Annotated in this window: 17 protein-coding genes and 3 pseudogenes; 10 read left to right on the top strand and 10 right to left on the bottom strand. The window is 37.3% G+C overall.

Translation table 11 applies throughout. The annotated features are described in order from the left end of the window. Nucleotides 1-13: 13 nt before the first annotated feature. The 8 genes from LZ575_RS20755 to rsmG form a co-directional block, all read right to left on the bottom strand. The gene (locus LZ575_RS20755) at nt 14-727 is read right to left on the bottom strand and encodes a zinc-binding dehydrogenase (RefSeq protein WP_235327051.1); all 714 of its coding nucleotides are present in this window, start codon (nt 725-727) and stop codon (nt 14-16) included. A gap of 1 nt (nt 728) precedes the next feature. Then, nucleotides 729-1190: an alcohol dehydrogenase catalytic domain-containing protein gene (locus tag LZ575_RS20750; protein WP_235327049.1), complete on the bottom strand. Its 462-nt coding sequence runs from the start codon at nt 1188-1190 to the stop codon at nt 729-731. Nucleotides 1191-1216: 26 nt separating this feature from the next. Further along, nucleotides 1217-2074, bottom strand: a complete 858-nt coding sequence (locus LZ575_RS20745) for an MBL fold metallo-hydrolase (protein WP_235327047.1) — start codon at nt 2072-2074, stop codon at nt 1217-1219. Nucleotides 2075-2089: 15 nt separating this feature from the next. After that, the gene (locus tag LZ575_RS20740) at nt 2090-3586 is read right to left on the bottom strand and encodes an FAD-dependent oxidoreductase (protein ID WP_235327045.1); all 1497 of its coding nucleotides are present in this window, start codon (nt 3584-3586) and stop codon (nt 2090-2092) included. 75 nt (nt 3587-3661) lie between these two features. Next, entirely contained in the window at nt 3662-3979 is a 318-nt protein-coding gene (locus LZ575_RS20735) for a hypothetical protein (RefSeq protein WP_235327043.1), read from the bottom strand. A gap of 424 nt (nt 3980-4403) precedes the next feature. Then, nucleotides 4404-4667, bottom strand: a complete 264-nt coding sequence (locus LZ575_RS24460; protein WP_409187184.1) for a ferritin-like domain-containing protein — start codon at nt 4665-4667, stop codon at nt 4404-4406. 17 nt (nt 4668-4684) lie between these two features. After that, entirely contained in the window at nt 4685-4891 is a 207-nt protein-coding gene (locus LZ575_RS24455; protein WP_409187183.1) for a ferritin-like domain-containing protein, read from the bottom strand. 130 nt (nt 4892-5021) lie between these two features. Continuing rightward, nucleotides 5022-5651: a 16S rRNA (guanine(527)-N(7))-methyltransferase RsmG gene (gene rsmG, locus LZ575_RS20725; protein ID WP_235327041.1), complete on the bottom strand. Its 630-nt coding sequence runs from the start codon at nt 5649-5651 to the stop codon at nt 5022-5024. Between the two features lie 106 nt (nt 5652-5757). Here rsmG and LZ575_RS20720 point away from each other — a divergent pair, with 106 nt between their 5' ends. Both LZ575_RS20720 and LZ575_RS20715 read left to right on the top strand, forming a co-directional pair. Next, nucleotides 5758-6864 (top strand): acyl-CoA desaturase, encoded by a 1107-nt coding sequence (locus tag LZ575_RS20720; RefSeq protein WP_235327039.1) that lies wholly within the window; start codon nt 5758-5760, stop codon nt 6862-6864. Nucleotides 6865-6887: 23 nt separating this feature from the next. Further along, a complete protein-coding gene (locus LZ575_RS20715) occupies nt 6888-8075 on the top strand; it encodes a pyridoxal phosphate-dependent aminotransferase (protein ID WP_235327037.1) in 1188 nt (395 codons plus the stop codon). Between the two features lie 91 nt (nt 8076-8166). On the opposite strand, the pseudogene trkA reads toward LZ575_RS20715, so the two are convergent. Continuing rightward, nucleotides 8167-9517: pseudogene (gene trkA, locus LZ575_RS20710) on the bottom strand (Trk system potassium transporter TrkA). Nucleotides 9518-9653: 136 nt separating this feature from the next. Between trkA and ubiE the strand changes: the two are divergent. Both ubiE and LZ575_RS20700 read left to right on the top strand, forming a co-directional pair. Then, nucleotides 9654-10385, top strand: coding sequence for a bifunctional demethylmenaquinone methyltransferase/2-methoxy-6-polyprenyl-1,4-benzoquinol methylase UbiE (gene ubiE, locus LZ575_RS20705; protein WP_235327033.1), 732 nt, complete (start codon nt 9654-9656; stop codon nt 10383-10385). 1 nt (nt 10386) lies between these two features. Next, nucleotides 10387-11064 (top strand): porin family protein, encoded by a 678-nt coding sequence (locus LZ575_RS20700; RefSeq protein WP_235327030.1) that lies wholly within the window; start codon nt 10387-10389, stop codon nt 11062-11064. On the opposite strand, the gene LZ575_RS20695 is transcribed toward LZ575_RS20700, so the two are convergent. Further along, a complete protein-coding gene (locus LZ575_RS20695) occupies nt 11065-11799 on the bottom strand; it encodes an RNA methyltransferase (protein WP_235327029.1) in 735 nt (244 codons plus the stop codon). A 38-nt stretch (nt 11800-11837) separates the two neighbouring features. Between LZ575_RS20695 and LZ575_RS20690 the strand changes: the two genes are divergently transcribed. From LZ575_RS20690 to rpsO, 6 genes and pseudogenes are all read left to right on the top strand, one after another. Further along, nucleotides 11838-13802, top strand: a complete 1965-nt coding sequence (locus LZ575_RS20690; RefSeq protein ID WP_311195885.1) for an outer membrane protein assembly factor — start codon at nt 11838-11840, stop codon at nt 13800-13802. Between the two features lie 2 nt (nt 13803-13804). Further along, entirely contained in the window at nt 13805-14113 is a 309-nt protein-coding gene (locus tag LZ575_RS24065; protein WP_311195884.1) for a BamA/TamA family outer membrane protein, read from the top strand. Continuing rightward, the gene (locus tag LZ575_RS24060; protein ID WP_311195883.1) at nt 14100-14405 is read left to right on the top strand and encodes a BamA/TamA family outer membrane protein; all 306 of its coding nucleotides are present in this window, start codon (nt 14100-14102) and stop codon (nt 14403-14405) included. The genes LZ575_RS24065 and LZ575_RS24060 overlap by 14 nt, the downstream gene beginning before the upstream one ends. Nucleotides 14406-14456: 51 nt before the next feature. Further along, a pseudogene (gene fbaA, locus LZ575_RS20685) lies at nt 14457-15525 on the top strand (class II fructose-bisphosphate aldolase). Between the two features lie 108 nt (nt 15526-15633). Then, nucleotides 15634-16481: pseudogene (gene accD, locus LZ575_RS20680) on the top strand (acetyl-CoA carboxylase, carboxyltransferase subunit beta). 114 nt (nt 16482-16595) lie between these two features. After that, on the top strand, nt 16596-16865 hold the full coding sequence (gene rpsO, locus LZ575_RS20675) for a 30S ribosomal protein S15 (RefSeq protein WP_235327027.1): 270 nt from the start codon (nt 16596-16598) through the stop codon (nt 16863-16865). Nucleotides 16866-16961 lie beyond the last annotated feature (96 nt).

Below are 16961 nucleotides of genomic sequence, written 5' to 3'. Positions count from 1 at the left end.
TTTTAGTTATAAATTAAGGAGTCAAAACGACTTTAATGCAGTTATCCTTCTTCTCTTTAAAGGTTTTATAGGCTTCCGGAGCCTCACTTAAAGGCAACCTATGTGTTATTATAAATGTGGGATCTATTGCTCCCTCCTCTATTTTTTCCAGGAGTGGTTTCATATACCGTTGTACATGCGTTTGGCCCATATTAAACTTGAGAGCTTTGTTCATTGCCGCACCAAAAGGAACTTCATTAACGAAGCCTACATAAACTCCGGGAATGGACACTGTTCCTGCTTTTTTACAGCTCATCATGATCTGTTGGAGAACGTAAGGTCTGGACATAGGAAGTGACAGGACTTCTTTTGTTTTATCCACTACCTTTCCTATCATACTATCTCCATGGGCTTCTGCCCCCACAGCATCAATACAGGAATCAGGACCTTTTCCGTTGGTCATTTCCATCAATTTCTCGTAAACATCTGTCCTGTCAGTGGTGCGAATAACTTCTGCTTTACCGTGAACTTCAGCGAGATTTAATCTTTCTTCTACATTGTCTATTGCAATAACTCTTCCTGCTCCCAGCATCCAGGCACTCTGAATAGCAAATTGGCCCACAGGACCGCAACCCCATATAGCGACTGTATCTCCTCTTTGTATATTAGCATTTTCAGCAGCCATATATCCGGTGGGAAAAATATCTGATAGAAATAGCGCCTGTTCATCATTGAGGGTATCAGGCACCTTAATCAAGTCCCACATCGGCATAAGGCACCCTTACATATTCTGCCTGTCCACCGGAAAAACCTCCCATCATATGAGAATAACCAAATATGGCAGAAGTTGCATGGCCCAGATTTGCTTTTGCAAGATCAGGCTTTGGATTTGAATTATCACACAAACTATAGAGGGTGTCATTACAATAACTACAGTGCCCGCATGCAATAGTAAAAGGTACCACTACCCTATCCCCTTTTCGAAACTTTTGGACATTATGACCTATTTCCACCACTTCTCCCATGAATTCGTGACCCAAAATATCTCCTTCTTTCATAGTTGGCACCAATCCATCGAGAATATGAAGATCGGACCCACAAATTGCTGTGGAGGTGATCTTTATTATTATATCTCCGGGATCCTGTATTTTAGGATCAGGTACATTATCTATTCTTACGTCATTCCTTCCGTGCCAAACTAATGCTTTCATATTTTTCTGTTTTAGTTAATATTGAATTATTTCTTTCGTTCATCCCTCACAAACTTTCCGTGAGAGGGAACTCCATCTTCTTTAAAATTATCTGCCAGATGTTTTAATCCCTGTTTTAATTCCTCTCCCTCCATATGACTGCCATGGCCTGTTACAGCATAATCAGGTTTAAGGGCTTCCAATTTTTGAACTGATTCTTCTGCCATTTCCCAGTTAGTAGTTAAATAAACCGGAGGACCCTGTACTTCGGTCTTCTGAACCAGCACTTTGTACATGGAATCCTGTTTTACGGTTACAAAAGCATCGGCCGCAATAAGAACTTTATCCTTTTCCCGGAATAATGCCACCTGCCCCGGGGAGTGTCCCGGGACATGGATCCATTTCCATTCCGGAAGACCGGGTACAGTAAAGTCTGTAGGAAGTTCCCTTAGGACACCCGATATATTAATGGGTTCTATAGGATAAATTGAAGAAATTTTAGCAAGCATACCACCCTCAACAGATGTATCAGGCTCGGGATATCTCTTCTCTCCTGTGAGGTACAAAAATTCAAGAGGGTGTGCGTATACAGGAACTCCCCATTCATTGATAAGATGAACCAGTCCACCAACATGGTCAAAGTGTCCATGAGTTAATATTATGGCTACTGGTTTTTTTCCTTTACCAAACCTCTTCTCAGCAACTTTTACAATTTCCTCTCCCGATTTAGGCATTCCTGCATCTATTAAAACCCAATCTCCTGCAGGATCCCCAATCATTATTACATTTACTATTTGATTGGTGTAGTAAAATACATCATTACGAATTTCCCTTCCCTTACCACTCGAAATAGAGGTCATAGGAATAAACTTGTTATCTTTACTCTGGTGCATTTTCTCTTCCATAATTTTTAATTTATATTACTCCTGAATTCTTTGTAAAGGATCAAAGGCGGGTCCTTCCAGTACTTCCCCTTCTACATCAAAGCGGGTTCCATGGCATGGACAGTCCCAGGATTTTTCGGCATTGTTCCAATTGACAATACATCCCATATGAGTGCAAACCGCAGAGAAAGCTCTAAATTCACCTCCATTTGTGCGATAAACTGCTACTTTTTTATTGTCTATTTTTACAACTTGAGCTTCTCCAGGAGGGATGTTCTTAAGTTGCTCATCTGAACCTCTAGAAAGCCAATCCTTAACCAGTTGGGCAGCTACATCAAAATTTTCCTTTATAAATTCTTTTGATGCTTTTGCAGGATTATGTCGGGAAGCTTTAAAAAGAGCCTCGTATTCATTCTTCCTTCCCGTAATAATATCAGTATTTATTATTGCCGATAAGGTTCCATAGGTTAAACCATCCGTAGAAAATCCTGTTGCAATTAACTCATTGGAATTGGAGGTTTTTCGTCCAATGTACGGGAGGAGATCGGCAGGTTTATAATTTTGTCCACCCCATTTATAAACTACTTCCTTAATTTTAAATTTTTCCTCTGCAAAGCTTATAAGTTCCTGAATATGCTCTTTATTATCTTTTGCCTGGCCAACCTTGTGAGGCCTGCCTATACATAATAGATATTGTTCGCCTCCCCTGGAATACGATCTAAAAGAGAATTTGTCACCATTGAAATATCCCCAAAATATACCTTCAGGATAAGTTCCCGATTGAAGTTTTGCAGCTATTCCATATTCTCTATACGGTCCTAACACGGTGTGATACTGCAGCTCTACACCCTTTGGTGTATGCGTGGCCTGGATCACGTATTTAGCAGTAACTCTTCCCCCAGTAGTTTTAAGAATAAAACCATTATCAGTTTTATCAATATCGCTCACCCGGGTGTTCTCATAAATGGAGCAATTCTCTCCTTCTATCACCTTTGCCAGACCCTGTATATAAAGCAACGGATTGAATTGGGCCTGATCTGGATAACTAAAACCTTTAATACCACTCACCGGAAATGGCTCGGTTAAATCAGCTGTTCCTAACCCGGCTTCTTCGGCTCTTTTTCTTTCAGCTCCCAAATCCTTTTCATTCTTATCTTCAAAAAGATAGAGCGGCAATCTTTTAAAGTCGCATTCAATTTGGAATCGCTGTACCGTTTGTTCAATAAAATTCACAGCGCTTTCCCTTGCTCTCACTATTTTTCCAACCACCTCTTTATCATACTTGGACCTTAGAGGCTCAAGAAGATTATCTGTTATTGCGTAAAGGTTTCCAGTACTGTGGGAAGAAGTACCACGTCCTATTTCACGGGCTTCTAATATGGCTACCTTCATTCCCCTTTCTTTTAAAAGAAAGGCAGTAGTTACCCCGGTAATTCCCCCTCCCACTATGGCAACATCTACCGTAAGATCTTCATTTAATTCTGAAAAAGATTGATTTGCGGCGTGTGCATTCCAAATTGAATTTGTGAACATTCTATTTATATTAAGAGTTAAATAAAAAACCTGAAAATCAAATCTTCAGGTTTTTTATATTCTGATATATTTATTCTAACTGTAATTTTTTTCACCCAAATTTCTTCCGCTGAAGTTTTCCAAGTGATCCATTTCCTCTTCGAGATCCTGGTATAATTTCAATCCCATGGATTCGATCTCATTAAGAATTAGCTGCATAGAGTGTTTTTGAAAAAGCAGCATCTCTCTTATTTGACCCATACTTATTCTCGAAAGCAGACTGTTGTAAAACCCGATGTTTTGCTTTTCCCGGCGGTAGCATTCTTTAATCAGTCCGTCTTTCTCTACCCGAAAAACTAGGTAAAATTGGTGAGTGATGGTCTTCCCAATCTGGGTAAGATTTAATTTCTCCACCCATTAATAAAATTTCATTCTCTAGTACTTCTATTTCGTACTTAATTCTTTTACAAAATGCTCGTTTTTGATGCGCAAGCTTTCGAAAAAAGTTTTTATATAAGAGTCTTTTACTGCTCTCTGCAGCACTTATGTAAACCCTTCCGTCTAAAAAGCTCTTAGCCAGAACTTTATATAATAATCCAATGGTATCTTCCCTGTAACCCATGATTTCCCTCCTTTAATTGTATACTTAAATTTAGCCTCTAAAATTCTGAAATGAGAGCCTTTTAACTAATTTAACTTCATGTAAGGTTTTAGATAACACAGCTTTAACTTAGCCTGAGAAGAAAAAGATTGGGGTCAAAACTTTTGGTAATAAATACTACAAATAAAAAACGCCTGAATTTCTCCAGGCGTTTCTTCTAATATTTTAAAGCGGGAACTATTTTTTTGCTTCCCTGTTTAATCGTCCTTCTGCCATTTTATTAAGATCCTCGTCTGCTTTATATTCCTGTTCCAATGTTTTGGCCAGTTTTTTAGCAATTTTATCATGTCCAAGTTCTTTGGCATAACGAATTACTGTTCCGTATCCGGAAATCTCGTAGTGTTCCACTCGTTGTGCTTCTGCAATAATTCCTGCATCTTTCACATCTTCGTCTGCATCTTCTTCCAGAAAACTTTCGGCCTCTTCAATTAAGCCTTTCATAGCTTTACATTCTTCACCTAAGTTGGTTTAATTCCCAGTTCATCACATACTTCCTTTAAACGTTCTTTATGCTCCTTAGTTTCTTCAAGATGTTTTTCAATAGCTTTTTTCAACTTATCATCACTTGCCTTTTTTGCCATTTTTGGTAACGCTTTAATTAATTGCGATTCGGCACTATAAAGATCTTTTAATTGATGTTGAAATAAATCTTCTAAATTTTTCATAATTATCTGTTTTTATTGGTACTACCAAAACTACAGAGTAAAGGCCTTTTATAGAGTTAAATGATTGATAAAGATATGTTGTATTTGTATTAAAGGGTATCATCTATAATAACACAGAAAACATATAGAGCTAGCCTTTAAATTTCATAAGTAAGTAAACTACTTTTTTTGTTTCGTAGAAATCTTCTGTAAAGTAATTATTAAGCGGAAAGATTTGAACGTTGCGGTAGGGTTCTAATTCTTCAGAAAGGTCACCACCTTTTAAATAAAGAATACCATTTTTGAATTCATGATTATTTTCCTTTGCGATCTTACCTTTTACCCAATGCACAAAGGTTGGCATGGCAGCCACTGCGCGGCTCACAATAAAATCATACTTTCCGGTTATTTCCTCTACACGTGAGTTAGTAGTTTTTACGTTAGTAATTCCCAGGCCGGAGACTACCTCATCAACTACTTTAATTTTTTTTCCTATTGAATCAACCAAATGAAACCGGGTCTCGGGAAAAAGAATTGCAAGAGGAATACCAGGAAAACCTCCTCCAGTACCTACATCCAGAATAGAAGCCCCGGGATTAAATTCCTGCACCCTTGCTATTCCCAGGGAATGTAGTACGTGACGTAAATACAATTCATCTATATCCTTTCTGGACACTACATTTATTTTTAGGTTCCAATCCTTGTACAGTTCCTGTAGTTGGGAGAATTGTTCTAATTGTAGTTGAGAAAGATGAGGAAAATATTTGTTGATTAGTTCCAAAATGCTTTATTTTAAAGCAAAAGTAAGGAAAAATTGAGGTAAACTTTACACTATTCTAGTATCGGCACAATTAATGTTTTACCTTTACATAATTATCTTATACCTCATGAATTTTAATCAAGACTCCATCCGCTTTTCCCGAATTGATTCGGCTAAATTTTTTAGAACTTTAAATAAACGTGTTAATAATTACTTCAAAGAAAATAATTTAGCTAAAACGGGAAACTGGAAATTACACCTTAAAGCATTGGTAATGTTTACCTTGTTTTTGGCTCCGTATTTTCTAATTTTGAGTCTTGACATTTCCCAATGGTGGATGCTACTACTAACCATTGTAATGGGCGCGGGCATGGCCGGAGTGGGAATGAACATAATGCATGATGGTAATCATGGCTCCTATTCAAGTAAAAAATGGGTAAATAAATTTATGGGAGGAACTATATACGTACTTGCAGGAAATGTTTATAACTGGCAGGTGCAACATAATGTCCTTCACCACACCTACACCAATATACACGGGCACGATGAAGATCTTGATGCAGGAAGAATAATAAGATTTTCCAAACACGCAAAGTGGGCAAAATTTCATCGCTTTCAACAGTATTACTCGGTATTTCTTTACGGGCTTTTAACTTTTAACTGGGCCCTCACTACAGATTTTAAACAAACCAGGAGATATCTGGCTCGAAAACTGGCTTATGGCAAATTACCCAGCCCAGTAAAGCAATGGAGTATTATCGCTATCACAAAACTTATTTACGTAAGTATTTGGATCGTACTGCCAATGATTATTTTATCAATTGCGTGGTGGAAAATCTTTTTAGGATTCTTTATAATGCATTATACTGCAGGTCTTATCCTTAGTGTAGTTTTTCAATTGGCGCATGTAGTAAAACAAACTGAAATGCCACTGCCCGATGAAACCGGATCCATGAAGAACACCTGGGCGATCCATCAATTATACACGACTGTGAATTTTGCGACTAATAACAAAATTGTTAACTGGTTCACTGGCGGTTTAAACCATCAGGTAGAACATCACATTTTTCCCAACATTAGCCATATACACTACTCCAAAATAGCAAAGATCGTTAAGGAAACCGCCAGAGAGTGTAATTTACCTTATAACGAATATAAAACAACCAGGGAAGCAATTATTGCCCACTTTGAACATCTTAGAGAAATGGGTATGAAACCTGCAATTTCAGCTTAAGTTTTATTATTAACCAACCATTTATGCAACAAAAATTATCAGACAGGATTAATAACCTCGCAACTTCTCAAACGCTGGCCATGGCTGCCAAGACAAGAGAATTAAGGGAAGAAGGAAAAGACATTATAGGTTTAAGCCTTGGAGAACCAGATTTTAATACTCCAGATTTTATTAAAGAAGCCGCCATACAGGCAATTAATGACAACTACAATTCATACACCCCGGTAGACGGTTATGTTGAATTAAAGGATGCCATTATAACCAAATTTAAGAGAGATAATAATCTTACTTATAACAGGTCCCAAATTGTTGTTTCAACCGGAGCCAAACAATCTCTGGCAAACGTGGCAATGGTCATTTTGAATTCCGGAGACGAAGTACTTTTGCCTTGCCCGTATTGGGTAAGTTATGCTGAAATAGTTAAACTGGCAGATGGAGTTCCTGTAGAAATTCCTACAACAGTAGAAAGTGATTTCAAAATTACTCCTGAACAACTGGAAGCTGCCATTACTCCTAAAACCAGGATGATTTGGTATAGTTCACCCTCCAATCCAAGCGGAATGGTCTATAGTCGTAAAGAACTTCGGGCTTTGGCAGATGTGCTGGTAAAACACCCGAACATTATTGTGGTGAGTGATGAGATCTATGAGCACATAAATTTTGTTGGAGAACATGCGTCTATGGCAGAATTTGATGACATGTACGATCGGGTGGTTACTGTCAACGGAGTTTCAAAAGCCTTTGCAATGACTGGATGGAGAATTGGATATATTGGAGCTCCAGACTGGATTGCCAGGGCCTGCAACAAAATGCAGGGTCAAATTACCAGTGGAGCGAATTGCATTGCTCAACGAGCAGTAATTACCGCGCTCGAAGCTCCCGTAAGCAAAATTCAACATATGGTGGACACCTTTAAAGAAAGAAGGAAACTAATAATTTCCTTACTTAATGAAATCCCAGGATTTAAAACCACTGAACCAGAAGGAGCTTTTTACGTATTTCCTAATATCTCCCATTTCTTCGGAAAAACTATCAAAGGACATCAAATTAAAGATGCTACAGATTTTTCTATGTTTCTCCTGGAAGAAGCACTTGTTGCCACAGTAACAGGAGACGCATTTGGAAATCCTGACTGTATAAGACTTTCATATGCCGCCAGTGAAGAACAAATTGAGGAAGCATTAAAAAGAATTAAGGCTGCAGTTTCCTAAAGATAAATTGTAAAAAAATAAGAGCCGCTTTTTGCGGCTTTTATTTTTAATATATTTTACCCTAAGAGGAAATCTTTAAGGGTTTAGCTTATTATAAAAATAGTTTCTCCACCTTATTAATAGATCGGGGTAGGCAACATACCACTATCCGGTCCCCAGATCTTATCATAAAATCTCCCAGTGCAATTAAACCCTCTCCATTCCTGATGATTCCTCCTATAATTGCAGATCGTGGAAAATCAAGATCTTTAATTTTTTTGTCGCAGACCTGGGAAGTTGGTTTAACTATGAACTCTAAAAGTTCAGCATTCATATTGTTAAGTTTGGTCATGGCCACAACCTCTCCTTTTCTTATATATCTAAAGATATTATTGGCCGCCAGTAGTTTCTTATTGATAAGTGTATCTATTCCAATAGAATGACTTAACTGAAAATAGTCCATGTTTTCAACCAGAGCTATTGTCTTTTTAACGCTCTTGGATTTTGCTACAAGACAGGACATGATATTAGTTTCAGAATTACCTGTTACCGCAATAAAAGCATCCATCTCGTGAATATTTTCTTCATCAAGTAATTCTACATTTCGCCCGTCACTATTGATAATAAGTGCATCGGGCAACTCATCGGCAAGATCAAATGCTTTTTCCCTGTCATTTTCAATTAATTTCACTTTGAAATTATTCCGGCATAAATCTTTTGCTGTCTTTTTACCTATTTTACTTCCTCCAAGGATCATTATATTTTTGATGGTATGCTTTACTTTTCCTGTAAGTTTATATAATTCTTCAACTCCACTAGTAACTGTAACAAAGTAAACCTGATCCCCCTCTTTAAATTGAGTATCTCCTCGAGGAATTAAGGTATACTGTGTACCAAACCTCTGGATAGCAATAGGTACAAAATGGAGTTTTGGGAAAATTTTTGCGGCATCCTTGACAGTTTTTCCTACGAACATAGCAGTCCTGGAGAGATTTAAACCAATCATAGTAAGTGCCCCATCTTCAAACTCGTAGCTGTCATTAAAAGCAGACTGGTCCAGAAGTAAAGCAATTTCTCTCGCGGCAAGTGCTTCGGGGGAAATTAATTCATCAATTCCAAATTGGGTAAATCCAATTTCTTCCTTATTTTCGAGAAATTCAGTATTAGAAATTCTCGCAATAGTGCGTTTCGCTCCCAATTGCTTTGCAAGTACACAAACGGTAATATTTGTGGCTTCACTAGAAGTTACACCTATTACCAAATCAACATATTTTACATTAGCGTCTTTTAAAATAGAAATTGAGGTAGCATCTCCCTTAACAGTTCGTATGTCTAAGTGAGTATCAGCATATATTAAATTGTCCCTGTTGTTATCTATAAGTGTAATATCCTGGGACTCAAAGGAAAGTAATTTAGCCAAATGAAAGCCAACTTCACCAGCACTAAGCGATAATAATCTTCATAAAGAGCGATCAAATTGTAATTATTCTCAAAGGTACATTAATTTAAACAATCCCGAAATTCCTGAATTTGAATAAAAAACCCTTCTCTGTGAGTCAATTATTGGATAACTCTTATCTTTGACCCAAATTTTGCCGTATGGAAAAGAAAGTTACACCTTATAAAGATTCACAGCTTAATAAGAAGGAGCAGGTCGAGCAAATGTTTGACACTATATCTGAAAATTATGATGGATTAAACCGGGTGATTTCTTTTGGGATTGATGTCAAATGGAGAAAAAAGGTTGTAAAGAAAGTACAGGATCAAAAACCTGAAAATATTCTCGATATAGCCATAAGTACTGGTGATCTTGCTATTAGTTTTGCCCCCTCGGGCGCAAAAGAAATTGTGGGTCTGGATATATCAGAAGGAATGCTTGCTGTGGGACGAAAAAAAATTGCTGAAAAAGGTCTTTCAGAAAAAATTAAAATGGTCCAGGCAAATTCTGAAGCATTACCGTTTGATAATAATTCTTTTGATGCCATAACAGTTGCTTTTGGAGTTCGAAACTTTGAAAACCTCGAGAAAGGTTTAGGGGAAATATTACGAGTATTAAAACCCGGGGGTATCTTTGTAGTTTTGGAAACCTCTGTCCCAACTAAATTCCCGTATAAACAAGGCTATCGATTTCATTCAAAAGTTATACTCCCACTCATCGGGAAAATGTTTTCAAAAGATAAGGTGGCCTACTCCTACCTTAGTGAAAGTGCTGCTTCCTTTCCTTTTGGAGAAGAGTTCAACAATATTTTACGTAAAATTGGGTTTATAAACGTAAAGGATGAGCCACAAACCTTTGGTGTAGCTACTATATATACAGCTTCTAAAAATTAATATGAAAAAATATTTTGCCATTTTGGGGCTGCTATTCTGTTTTTCTCAGGGTAACGCACAAATTTTTTCGGGAGAACGATTACTAAATCAACCAGACATTGATGTAAAAAGATGGTCCTGGGGTTATTTCCTCGGCTTTAATAAGTATGACTATTCTTTTAGATATAAAGAATACCTCCCCAGCCCCTCTACCGGGAAAGATTTAATTGTCGAGACTGGAATTGGTTTTAATGTAGGTCTTGTAGGGAGCTTAAAGCTTTCCAACAATTTAGATATTCGATTGGAACCAGGTGTAAGTTTCAACACTGCAGGAATTAAAGCAACTTATACTACTGAGGTTGATGAAGTAAGCAGTACCCACGTTCACATTCCATTGCTGCTGAAATTTTCAGCTAACCGATTAAACAACTTTCGACCCTTTGTTGTGGGAGGAGTATCAACTTCAATAAATTTATCCAGTAACGAAAATAATCCTGAAGCGAATATTAGGATGACTACGAATAACTACTTCTATGAAGTAGGAGTGGGAATAGATTTATATTTTTACTATTTCAAGCTTTCTCCATCGCTTCGTGGAGTTTTTGCCTTGAATAATGAATTTATTTCCGGAACTGCAGACATGATGAATGTTGAAACTATGCACACACGAGGAATTTTTCTGAATTTTACATTCCAGTAATTAATTTATAGTCCGCCGTTTGAATTCGCTTAAGACAATGGCCGTGGCGGTAGCGACATTCAAACTTTCGGTTTCTGCAGCAGTTCCAAACTGTGGGATATGTATTTTTGAGCTAATTACTTCTTCAATCTCAGAAGAAATTCCATTAGCTTCATTGCCTAATATTATAATGCCTTTTTCTGAAATTTCAGACTTATAAATATTACTTCCATCCAGAAAGGTCCCCCATTTTGGGGCACTGGGATTTTCTTCAAGAAACTGAAGTAGATTTTTATAAACTATATTCACTCGCGTAATACTTCCCATTGTTGCCTGTACAACCTTAGGATTATAACAATCTACGGTGTCAACAGAGCAAACAAGGTCCTCTATTCCAAACCAGTCGCATAACCTAATAATTGTCCCCAGGTTTCCCGGATCTCTTACTCCATCTAAAGCAACAATAAGTTTTTGGGTATTAACTCTTTTCTCTGTTGGTATTTCAAAAAGAGCCACCGCAGTTTGAGCCGTTTTTAACCTACTGATTTTTTTCAACTCAGCCTGGGTTATTGTAAAAGTTTTTTCTTGTGGAGAAACAAAAATATCTTCTGCAGTAAAAAGACTATGAAGTTTAAAAGGAGAGCTTAAAAGTTCTGCAATTCCTTTCCTTCCTTCCACCATAAAAAGTCCCGTTTTTGAACGACCTTTTTTTTGCTCAAGACTTGTTATTAACTTAATTTGGCTTTTGCTTACCATTGATTTGAAGTAATTTTAAAATCTCTAAAGAAGTTTTATTGAAACGCCTTTCTGCAAAAATATCGTTATTTATTTTAACCGTTGTATTATTAATTTCCTGTAATGCTGTAAAGAGAGTAGAAAGTGATGAATTGCTTCTTACCAATAATACAATCTACCGTAACGGGGAGGAAATAAAAAAAAACAGAATATATAACCAGCTGTACCAGGAACCCAACTCCCGGCTCTTAGGTGTTCCTATAAAATTACATTTTTATAACTGGGCAAAGCAAGATCCAGACTCCGCTTTTCTTCACTGGTTGCACAAAAAACCGGGAAGGGAGGAAAGACTGGTAAACATTTATTCACGAAAACAGGTGGATAAGATGAGGGAGGCGTACGTTAACTTCAATGAGTGGATAAAAAGCACAGGAGAAGCCCCGGTAATTATTGATGAGGAATTAGCTAAAAAATCCCGGAACCGATTACAATCCTGGTACTTCAATAACGGCTGGTTTAATGCTCAAATAGACTATGAAATACTACCAACTAAAGAGCAACGTGGTGAAATTAATTATTTTGTAACTACCAAAGAGCCCTATATAGTTGACTCCATTCGTACCAGGATTGCATCACCTGTTATAGATTCCATTTATGAAGCACATTCGTCTGCCTCTTTAATTAACTCAGGAGAACAATACCGCACTTTAGATTTTAATGAAGAACGGGACAGGCTTACCTCATTATTCAGGAACAATGGAGTGTATAATTTTGATCAGGAATACATAAGTTTTGAGGCCGATACTGTTGACACTAATTACAAATTAAACTCTACAACAATTATAAATAACAGGCAGGTTAACAATAATGGGATATCCACCAGGGAACCCTTTAATATTCACAAAATTTCGCGGGTAAATGTATTTACTGATTATTCCTATGCCAACAGGCTCAATCCTGTAACCGATAGTGCGCAGTACAACGGGTATTACATTTACAGCTTCGATGAACTTGAATTTAAACCCCAGGCCATTACCGATGCTATATTCATAAGACCGGGACAAATTTATCGGGATAGAGACAGGACACGAACCTATAACAGGGTAAGTTCGTTGCGGGTATTTAAATATCCCACTATTGAATATACTGCAGATCCTGCAGATACTACAGATACCAATTTAATTGCAAACATTTTTCTATCCCCTCTACAAAAATATTCCTTAGGTTTCGATTTTGAGGTATCCCAAAGTAATATTATGGACTTCGGAATAGGTTTTGGAGGCTCTCTTCTAATTCGGAACGTTTTTGGAGGTGCCGAAAATTTTGAAATTTCAGGACGGGGTAGTGTTGGTTCTTCTTCTGATGCTGCACGCGGAAGCTCAAAAGACCGTTTTTTTAATATTTCGGAAGTTGGAGCTGATTTAAAATTGACTTTCCCAAGGATCTTTCTTCCTTTTGATACCGAAAAGTTTATTCCGAAGTATATGTCGCCATTTACCTCAGTGAGTTTAGGAGTAAGTAGCCAAAACAATATTGGTCTGGATAAACAGAACGTAAACGGAATTTTGAATTACAGCTGGAATCCCTCCCGGATTCTTTCACACCGCCTGGATCTTTTAAATATTCAGTACGTTCGAAATGTGAATACCGATAATTATTTTAATGTCTATAGAAATTCCTATAACAATCTAAATGAAATTGTTAGATCGGGTAACGTTGTTACTTCTCCACAATATTTAACTCAGGAAGGCTTACTTTCCATTCCTAATGGTGCAGAGGGATTTATACGCGACGTCACCGAGGAAAATTCAGGAACCTCTGGCCTCTCACCCGGCCAGCGCCAGGAAGTTAGAAATATAGGGGAACGGAAAAAGAGATTAACTGAAAATAACCTAATTTTTTCAACCAACTTCACCTACTTACGCAACAACAAAGAAAATCTTTATGACAGTGATTTCTCCAGATTCCGGTTTAAAGTAGAAACTGCAGGAAATGTGCTGGCCGCCGTTTCGGGAATTGCTTAGGTTTGGACCGTAGTGCTTCAGGAGTTTATGAAATTTGGGGAGTAAATTTTTCACAATACGCCAAGACAGAAATTGATTATATAAAACACTGGGACTGGGGCAATAAAAATATCTTTGCAATAAGAACATTTGGTGGGGTTGCTATTCCTTATGGCAATGCCAACAGCATTCCTTTTATTCGTAGTTTTTTTGCCGGAGGACCAAATGATAATCGTGCATGGCAGGCATACGATCTGGGTCCGGGAAGTAGCGGCGGAAGGAATGAATTTAACGAAGCAAATATGAAAATTGCTTTAAATGCAGAATACTAGGTTTAACATCTTTGGAGCTTTAAATTCTGCCTTATTTGTAGATATAGGGAATATTTGGAATGTGCTGGATATCGTAGAAGAGGATGCCGCCACCTTCAATTCTTTTGCAGACCTACAGGATATCGCAGTTGGAACAGGTACGGGCCTGCGCTACGATTTTAACTTTTTCGTTCTTCGATTTGACGTTGGTTTTAAAACTTATGACCCTGCACTACCTAAGGGTGAAAGGTGGTTTAAGAACTACAATTTTAATAATGCCGTATATAATGTTGGAATTAATTACCCTTTCTAACCAAACAATTTTCCTATTTTTGTATAACTAAATAATGAAAAATCACGTAAAATGAGTCACAACATTAAACCAGGAGTAGCCACAGGAAAACAAGTACAGGAAATTTTTAAATATGCCAAGAGCAAAAGGCTTCGCCCTCCCCGCGGTAAATGTTATAGGCTCCAGTTCAATTAACGCAGTTCTGGAAACAGCGGCAGAATTAAATGCGCCTGTTATAATTCAATTTTCTAACGGCGGTGCTCAATTTAATGCAGGAAAATGGCTATCTAATGAAAACCAACGTGCCTCAGTTGCAGGAGCTGTGGCTGGAGCAAAGCACGTTCACGAGCTTGCAGAGCTGTACGGGGCAACCGTAATATTACATACAGACCACGCAGCAAAAAAACTGCTTCCCTGGATTGATGGGATGTTAGAGGCAAGTGAAGAGCATTTTGAAAAAACAGGGAAACCGCTTTTTAGCTCTCACATGATTGATCTCTCTGAAGAATCTTTGGAAGAAAATATAGGTACCTGCAAAAAGTATCTTGAAAGAATGAGTAAAATGGGGATGACCCTGGAAATAGAATTAGGTGTTACGGGAGGTGAAGAAGATGGTGTAGACAATACAGATGTTGATGATTCTAAACTTTACACTCAACCAGAAGAAGTTGCCTATGCATATGAGGAACTAAGCAAAGTAAGTGATCAATTCACAATTGCAGCTGCATTTGGAAATGTTCACGGAGTTTATAAACCTGGAAACGTAAAGCTTACTCCAAAAATTCTGAAAAATTCTCAGGAGCACATTAGCCAAAAGCATGGTCTTGGAGATAATCACATTGACTTCGTGTTCCACGGAGGTAGCGGTTCTACCCTTGAGGAAATAAGGGAAGGAATAAGCTATGGAGTCATAAAAATGAATATTGACACAGACCTACAATATGCTTATCTCGAAGGAATAAGAGACTATATGTCCAGTAAAAAAGATTATCTTCTTGGTCAAATAGGAAATCCTGAAGGTCCTGATTCTCCAAATAAAAAGCACTATGATCCTCGTATATGGATTCGTGAAGGAGAAAAAACTTTTGTTACACGTTTGAAAAAAGCATTTGAAGACCTTAACAACGTTCATACATTATAAGAACAATATTAAGACAGCCGGAATTAATATAATTCCGGCTGTTCTTATTCATGGTTAACGCACTGATACTAAAAAATTTGTTGCAGACGAACTTACAAAGAGAACAAAATGGCGTGGTTTAAAAGAACACAAAAAGGTATACAAACACCTACTGAAGAGAAAAAGGATGTTCCAAAAGGTTTATGGTACAAATCTCCTACAGGTAAAATTGTAGATGCAGAGCAGCTTGAAAAAAATTTCTATGTTAGCCCTGAAGATGGTTATCATGTGAGAATTGGCAGTAAAGAATACTTCAAAATACTTTTTGACGACAATCAATTTAGAGAACTAGATAAGAATATAACCTCCAAAGACCCTTTAAATTTTGAGGATACTTCTAAATATACTGATAGATTAAAGGCCGCTCAGGAAAAAACCGGACTTACTGATGCTGTAAGAACAGCGGTAGGTAATTCCAAAGGTAAAGAGTTAGTGGTTGCCTGTATGGATTTTAGTTTTATTGGTGGTTCTATGGGATCTGTTGTAGGAGAAAAAATAGCACGTGCTGCAGATTTTTCTTTGGAAAACAAAATTCCCCTACTAATTATTTCAAAATCTGGTGGCGCAAGAATGATGGAAGCAGCTTTGTCCTTAATGCAATTAGCAAAAACTTCTGCTAAACTTGCACGCCTTTCAGATGCTGGTATACCATACATTTCTCTTTGTACAGATCCTACTACAGGAGGAACTACGGCTTCCTTTGCAATGCTAGGGGACATCAATATATCTGAGCCAGGGGCATTAATTGGGTTTGCTTACGTCCACGAGTTGTAAAAGATACAACTGGACAGGATCTCCCAAAAGATTTCCAAACTGCAGAATTTTTAATGGAGCATGGATTTCTTGATTTTATAACTCCCCGATCTGAACTTAAAGATAAAGTTAATCTCTACCTGGATCTTATCCAAAATCAGTAGTAAGGGCCTGAAAAATAAATTTATAGGCCAAAGGTATTTAATCAAAATATTAGTATATTTGCCGCCTGACAGAAATCCTGTCAATACATAAAAATCATTAAAATTAATATTGGAATGTATTTAACTAAAGAAGAAAAACAAGATCTTTTTGCAAAGCACGGTAAAGGAAAAGATGATACCGGATCAGCAGAAGGACAAATTGCGTTGTTTACACAACGAATCTCTCACCTTTCAGATCACCTGAAAACTAATCGTAAAGATTATAATACAGAGCGTTCATTAGTAAAGCTGGTAGGTAAAAGAAGAAGTTTGCTTGATTACTTAATGAAGAAAGATATCATGAGATATCGTGCTATTGTTAAAGAATTAGGTTTAAGAAAATAAATTTTAAAGGGGGCTTTACGCCCCTTTTTTTATACAGGAAAGACTTTTTAAAAGTCTTTTTTTGTTATATTGGTTACAAAACTTACCCTGTCCTGC

This window comes from Antarcticibacterium sp. 1MA-6-2, from assembly GCF_021535135.1.
GTDB lineage: Bacteria > Bacteroidota > Bacteroidia > Flavobacteriales > Flavobacteriaceae > Gillisia.
This window is presented reverse-complemented; position numbering and strand designations above follow the sequence as displayed.